Origin of the sequence: Prosthecobacter sp., assembly GCF_044232965.1 — a bacterium.
Classification (GTDB): domain Bacteria; phylum Verrucomicrobiota; class Verrucomicrobiia; order Verrucomicrobiales; family Verrucomicrobiaceae; genus Prosthecobacter.
Genome location: NZ_JBIIKX010000027.1, coordinates 63,885 through 70,633, shown reverse-complemented (window position 1 = coordinate 70,633; position 6,749 = coordinate 63,885). Strand labels below are relative to the sequence as shown.

Sequence of the window (6,749 nt, the reverse complement as noted above, 5' to 3'; positions counted from 1 at the left end):
CACGCAGGGCGGTTTGCAGACTCCGGGTCAGTTTGTTGAACATGGCTCCTTCTCAACTCCCGCCCATTCCAGCACCTTGCCAGAAAGGCGTTTTATTTGCGAAGACACCGCCTAATCGGGTGGAGGTGACAGGATTGCGCCTGTCACCCCTCCCACACCACCCGGCATGCGGCTCCGCACCGGGCGGTTCCAATCAGACTAACGGATAGGCTTCACAGCTTCTCCGTAGTGCAGCTTGATCCAGATACTTCTCAGTTCGGGCACTCCTTGTTCTTTTAACCGTTGGTTGCTCAGGGCCTGTTGCACGATGCGGTTGTGGCTCATGCGCCAGTAGCCCTTTCGGCTTCGGCTTGCCATGTGAACCTCATCGGGATTGGCTCCCAGTTTGATGAGATTGCGCCTGCGGGTGCGCGGCCTTTTCCATTGTTTCCAATAGTAAAGCCTCACACGCCGCCTGGTCCAGTCGTCGAGCTCCAGCACTTCGCGGTAGGTGCGGCTGATGCCAAAGTAGTTCATCCACCCCACGGCGTAGCGTCTTAGTTCGTCGATGACGTCCTTGATGGCGTGGCCGCGATTGCGGCGGGTGATCTCTTTGATTCTCTGCTTGAACGTTGCGTGCGCTTTCGCCGTCCATTGGATCGATCCACGACTGCTGCTGAGGAGTGGCGCATCGACAAGGAGCGCATCGGCGGCTGTGGCGGCTCGGCGGGCGGGTTCACGGCACTGTGGCTGGGGTTTGCGCCGGACATGGCCGATCCGAGGAGCGCGGACCCGGTTTCACGCGAATCGACGCGGCTGCGCTGGGTGATGACCTTCGTGCCGCAGAGTTCGCTGGACCCGAAGCAGGCGCAGGCGTGGATTCCGAACAACGAATACGGCAACCACGCCTTCGGGCTGCCGAGCATGACGGACTTCATCGCGGAAAAGCTGAAGGCCGGGTCTTGATCAGTGCATCATGCCCGCCCGACGCAGCACCCGCGAGAGACGATGGTAATGCGGAGCCTGCGAACCGGTGAAGGACGCGGTGATGAGGCAGTTGAGGGATGAACCGGGTGATTCGAGCAACTCGACTTCCAGATCCGTCAGTTCCTCCGGGCGCATGAGTTGCAGCAGCGCGGCACGGAGGTCGGATTTCAAGCGCTCCACGATGGCCTGCGAGGCGGCGGCTTCAGGATCGGCGGGCAGATTGACGGTGACGCTGCGGGTGAAGCCGGCGCTGAGAGAGGCCACATCCATGGTCATGAAGGTGGCGGTCGGTATCCAGCGCTTCAAACCGCCATCATAAGTAATCTCCACATGGTCCGGCGTGATCTCCGTCACCTGGGCCAGGATGCTGCCATTGAGCGCGGTGGCATTGAGCAGAATCCAGCCACGATTCTCACACGGAAACCACGCCTCATCGAGCTTGCTGGGGCGTGAGGTCAGGCCCGCCAGCATTTCCAGCGGCAGGCGCAGCCCGATGCCGCCCATGGCCGGATTGGTGAGCTGGGTGAACATGTAGATCGCGCCCACACGCCAGGGCACGCCCTGAATGATGACGCGCTCCCCTTCCCGCACCGGCCCGAGATTGAGCAGGAACTGCAACTGCGTCAGATGCCGGGCGATGCCGGTCTTCGCCGTCATCAGCAGGCCGCCGAGAGCGAGCAGCGCCAGGCCGCCGAGCAGCCAGTCGCCCCGCGCATAGAGCACCAGCAGCGCGGCGGAAATGCCCAGCAACAGACTGACGCCCTCATGCCCCACATCAAGCACGCGTAAAGTGAAGCCGAGACGCTGATATTTGCGCACCGGAACGACCTTCAACACATACGAGTAAGCCGTGCGCAGCCCGAAGAAGACCACGATGAACACCAGCGCCGCGAGAATAATGTTGGTGCCGCGAATGAACACAAAACGCTTCACGTTCGAGCCCAGCTCCGTCCAGAAGTCGATGCCCGTGACACGCAGCTCGGTCAGTTGATGCTGAAGCGCGGCGATGCGGTTTTTCGACTCGTCCAGACGGGTCTGCCAAGTCTTGCGCGAGTCGTTGAGAGCCGTGCGCAGGCCGGCATCCGGTGCTTTGGCGGCTTTTACCTCGGCCAGCAGCTTGTCGATCTCCGCCATGGCTCGACTGGCCTGGTTTTCGCGATCCCGAAGCTGAGCGATCTCATCCTCCAGCTCCTGCACACGACGCGCCTTCTGGCTGAGCTGCCGCAGATCGGTAAACACAGGGGTGAGGAGCTGGCTGATCTCCTCCTGCAATGAAGGAGGCGCCACCGGGCCACTTTTGTCGCCTCGCGTCTGCTGTTCCTGCAAACCGGTGGCCAGCACCGCAAAGTCCCGCTCCACCTGCTGCCGTTGCTTGTCCAGCGCGTCGATCTGCTCCTGCACCTCGCGTTTGGCGGAGTCGCTGGTCTCGCTGGGCAGACGCTTGCGCAATTCATCGAGCGATTTGCGAAGAGCGTCGCGTGTGTTCAAGAGACGGCGCAATGTCTCCTTCTTGTCCGGCGGTCCGACCATCTCTGGTAAAGGCGCGGGAGCAGCCGTGGGGACGGGCGTCTGACCAGACAGACCGCCAAGGCTCAGCGCCAGCAGCAGGAACAGCAGGCATCCATGGAAGCAATGTTTCATGCCGCCATTACAAGGCGGGGTCGCAGGTTTGGCAACAACGGCGCTTCGCCGGCCTGTCCGTGATTTTATGATTGTGTGGTTGGACACCGCCGCTCACAATCGCAACGCATGAAATTCAACCACCTTGCCGCCTCCCTCCTCCTGCTTCTTTCCATCTCTGCCCAAGCGCAGACTCCGGCCCCCGCCGTCAAACCTGCCGCGCCAGCAGTCAAAATGCCGCCGCAACCACCGGATGTGGCCGCGCAGAAGTATGGCCCCGATGGCAAGGTAAACCCTGGCTTCGCAGCCGCGCACGAGCGCTTCGTGAAAATCGCCCAAGAGGGCAAGGCGCAGCTCGTGTTTCTGGGTGACTCGATCACCGCAGGCTGGGGCAGCAAAAAAGAGATCTGGGACAAGGCCTTCGGCCAATACACTCCTGCGAACTTCGGCATCGGCGGCGACCGCACGCAGCATGTGCTCTGGCGCATCACGAATGGTGAGCTCGATGGCATCAAACCCAAGGCTGCCGTGCTCATGATTGGAACCAACAACGTCAGCACAGACACTGCCGAGGGCATCGCCAAAGGCGTCACCGTCATCGTCGAAACCATCCGCGCCAAGCAGCCGCAGGCCAAGATCCTCCTGCTGGCCGTGTTCCCGCGTGGTGAAAAAGCCACGCCCAATCCAGGCCGTGACAAATTGAAGCAGGTCAACGCCATCATCGCCAAGCTCGACGACGGCAAGAACATCCACTTCCTCGACATCGGTGATAAATTCCTCCAGCCCGACGGCAGCCTCACCAAGGAGATCATGCCCGACTTCCTGCACCTCTCAGCTGCGGGTTACCAGATCTGGGCGGATGCGATCAGCCCCAAGCTGGCTGAACTGATGAAGTAAGGCTCGAAAACCTTTCGATCAAAGGCTCATCGGTATTTTCGAGGCCTCGACAGACAGCGCTGGCGGAATGACGCGGCGGAAGTCGTCGAGGCTGACGGGTTTGGTCAGGAAGGCGTTCATGCCAGCCTCGCGGCACTCTTCTTTGACGCCGGTGAGGGCGTGGCCGGTCATCGCGATGATGGCAGGTTGGTTCTTGAGCTGGAAATTCCCACGGATGCGGCGGGTGGCCTCGATGCCTCCCATGACGGGCATCTGCAAGTCCATGAAGATGATGTCGTAAGTGCCCTGAGCGGACATTTCGACGGCCTCCTCGCCGTTGTTGGCGATGTCGATCTTGGTGTAGCCGAGGCGCTGCATGAGCATGACGGCGATCTTCTGGTTCAAGGGCTGGTCCTCGACGAGCAGGATGCGCGCGGGGTTCTGGCTGGCAAAGTTGTTGGCATCCGCCTTGGCGGCGTTGGCGATGGCACGGTTGGTGGAGTTGGACACCTGGGCGTCATGACCGCCGGAGGCCGCGTGAGAGCCGGCGGTGCTCGGACCGGCCGAAGGCGCTGGAACAAAAACGCTGGCAACTGGCGCGACCGCCTGCTGTGGCATCATCATGGGCTGGATGACAGGCGGCGGCATCATCATCGGCTGAGGATAGGAAGCTGACTGGAAACCTTGGGGCATGAGCATGGGCATGCCTTGCGGTGCCAGCATCGGAGAAACCGGCGCCGTGCCTGCCACGACGACACGACGCGGCATGCGGTAGAGTTCGGACATGCTGCGGAGGAGATCACGGCGCTTGAGCGGCTTGGAGAGCCGCAGATGCCTGCTGCCTGCGGGCGGCGCGAAGCGATCGCGGTCCAGCTTCGCATGGGTGATGGGCATGAGGGTGACGATAGCGGTGCCACGCACGGCGGCGGCATTGAGGAGAGGCTGGGCTTCTTCCTGGCGCAGACGGGACACATCAAGAATGAACAGTCCGGCTTCCTCAATGTGGTTTTCCAAATCAACGACGGAACGCTCACGCAGCACCGTGACACTCATGCCCCACTGCATGAGCGACTGGTTGAGCACCTGCAACGTCGTGGGATGTGCGCTGTAAATGGTGACGGGGCGGTTTTTGACAACGTCGAGCCAGACAATCTCCTCATCGCGGGACTCATCGTCCGCGGCGACCTGAAGCGGCAGTTCAAAGAAGAAGTCCGAGCCTTTGCCATCCTCGCTCACGACGCTGATCTCCCCACCCATGAGCTTGACGAGTTTTTTGGAGATGGCCAGGCCCAGGCCGGTGCCACCGTATTTGCGGGTAGTGGAGGCGTCCGCCTGGTTGAAGGCCTGGAACAACTGGCCGATTTTTTCAGGAGGAATGCCGATGCCGGTGTCTCGCACCGAGAAATGCAGGAGCGTTTGATCACCCTGCGGGGTCTGGCGCGAGACCTGGCGGACAAGAAGAAGGATTTCTCCTTTCTCCGTGAACTTGATGGCGTTGCCGACGAGGTTCACGAGCACCTGTTTGATGCGCTGGAAGTCGCCAATGACCTTGCGCGGCAGGGCGGCATCGAGGTGGACGTTGAGCTCGATGTTTTTCTCGGCGGCCTTGTGGGAAAAGACGTCGGTGGTGTCGCCCAGGAGCTTTTCGAGATCGACGGGAAGTTTTTCGATGTCCATCTTGGCGGACTCGAGCTTGGAGAAGTCGAGGATGTCATTGATGACATGCAGCAGCGACTCACCGCTGGAACGGATCATGCGCACAAGCTCCTCCTGCTCAGGATCGAGCCCCAACTCGATAAGGAGACTGGTGGTGCCAATGATGCCGTTCATGGGCGTGCGGATTTCGTGGCTCATGTTGGCGAGGAAGTTGCCCTTGGCGGCGGTGGCCACCTCGGCTTGGCGCTTGGCGCCCTCGTATTCGATGAGCAGGGCGTGTTTGCGATGATCCTCGTCCCGGATGTGCTCGATCATGGTGTTAAACTCCTCCTGCACCATGTCGAGATCGTCGCCACCGCAGGCGGGAAGGCGGACGTTCAAGTTGCCAGCACGCATCGCCCGGAAGGCGTCCACCAGCGCGCGAGTCTTGCTGGTGATGCTGCGGCCGATGAAGTAGAAGCCGAGCACGGCGAGCGCCAAGCCGGCGCAGGCTCCGAAAATCGGCACCACGAGGCGCTGCGTGTTCACGAGGTGACGCAACTGCACCAGCGGCTGACGCGCGATGAACGCGCCCGCCACACGCCCGTCACGCCCATAGAGCGGCGCGGCGCTGATGAGCCAGTGATCACCGCCGTTGACCTCCAGGTCGCGGCTGTCGCTGGTGTCATCCATGACCAGACTGGTGCCGGCCATGACGCGGTAGATGAGATTGTCCATATGCGCCGGATCAGGCTCCTGAACGGCACATTTCTGGCAGATGGGCAGGATCGAGATGGGCGGCGACTTCACGACGGGCGCGCCGGAGCTGGCGCTCTGACGCGGTGCCACGACTTCGACTTCCAAGCCGAGGTCTTGCAATGCAGGCGGAATTTCCACGGTCTGGAGACGCATGCGCATCCGTGTCTCATTCTCCCAGTTCAAGGGGGCTACGCCGGTCAGCTCACCCTCTGAAAGAGCCTGACGATTGAGCTCCATTTGCCCCGCCAGAGCGACAGCGCCGAGATAGGAGTTCTGAACAAAACGCAACGTGATGAACTCCTGCCAGATAAAACCAGCCGCCGTGGCACCCGCACCGACGAGAACGGCGAACATGCCCAGCAGAGTAAACCGGTTGGCGATCTGGAAGTTAAATCTCATGAAGCGGCGTCATGGTTGAGCGTGGTCTCTAATGCCGCCGCTTCGTTTCCCTGGGCCATGGCGCGGCGCACGGAAACCCCGAGTGTTTCGAGGTTGAAGGGCTTGTGCAGCACATCGATGAAACCAATGGCCTGGCAAAGCTCGCGCACATCCTCCTGAAAATAACCGCTGCATGCGATGACAGGCAGCTCGGGATCGCAGGCCCGCAGCCATTCCAACACTTCAAAGCCGGATGCGCCGCCGGGCATGGTCAGGTCAAGGATGGCCACGGTGACACGCTGTCCGTCCTCAATGCCACGGCGCACAATCGCCAGCGCCTCCTCGCCACTGCGGGCAGCCAGGGTTTCAAAACAATGCGCTTCAAGCACGGCCTTGCCCACGGCGAGAACATGCGGCTCGTCATCAACGATCAGCACACGAACCGTCGCTCGGGTGGAGAATTCACGGGGGAGAAGCTGGGTGGAATGGGACATGGCAGTAAGGTAGTTGCGTGG

At 61.3% G+C, this 6,749-nt stretch carries 6 protein-coding genes; 2 read left to right on the top strand and 4 right to left on the bottom strand.

All coding sequences use genetic code 11. The annotated features are described in order from the left end of the window. Window positions 1–198 precede the first annotated feature (198 nt). Window positions 199–561, bottom strand: a complete 363-nt coding sequence (locus tag ACILSI_RS13385) for a group II intron maturase-specific domain-containing protein (protein ID WP_395722387.1) — start codon at window positions 559–561, stop codon at window positions 199–201. Between the two features lie 3 nt (window positions 562–564). Between ACILSI_RS13385 and ACILSI_RS13380 the strand changes: the two genes are divergently transcribed. Beyond that, window positions 565–945, top strand: coding sequence for a hypothetical protein (locus ACILSI_RS13380; RefSeq protein WP_395722385.1), 381 nt, complete (start codon window positions 565–567; stop codon window positions 943–945). Here ACILSI_RS13380 and ACILSI_RS13375 read toward each other — a convergent pair whose 3' ends face one another. Beyond that, window positions 946–2,607: a hypothetical protein gene (locus ACILSI_RS13375; protein ID WP_395722384.1), complete on the bottom strand. Its 1,662-nt coding sequence runs from the start codon at window positions 2,605–2,607 to the stop codon at window positions 946–948. Window positions 2,608–2,715: 108 nt separating this feature from the next. Between ACILSI_RS13375 and ACILSI_RS13370 the strand changes: the two genes are divergently transcribed. Beyond that, complete coding sequence (locus tag ACILSI_RS13370) at window positions 2,716–3,483, top strand: platelet-activating factor acetylhydrolase IB subunit (protein WP_395722383.1); 768 nt, start codon at window positions 2,716–2,718, stop codon at window positions 3,481–3,483. Window positions 3,484–3,501: 18 nt separating this feature from the next. Here ACILSI_RS13370 and ACILSI_RS13365 read toward each other — a convergent pair whose 3' ends face one another. Together ACILSI_RS13365 and ACILSI_RS13360 are read right to left on the bottom strand one after the other, a co-directional pair. Continuing rightward, entirely contained in the window at window positions 3,502–6,255 is a 2,754-nt protein-coding gene (locus ACILSI_RS13365) for an ATP-binding protein (RefSeq protein ID WP_395722382.1), read from the bottom strand. Then, window positions 6,252–6,728 (bottom strand): response regulator, encoded by a 477-nt coding sequence (locus ACILSI_RS13360; RefSeq protein ID WP_395722381.1) that lies wholly within the window; start codon window positions 6,726–6,728, stop codon window positions 6,252–6,254. The genes ACILSI_RS13365 and ACILSI_RS13360 overlap by 4 nt, the downstream gene beginning before the upstream one ends. Between the last annotated feature and the right edge of the window lie 21 nt (window positions 6,729–6,749).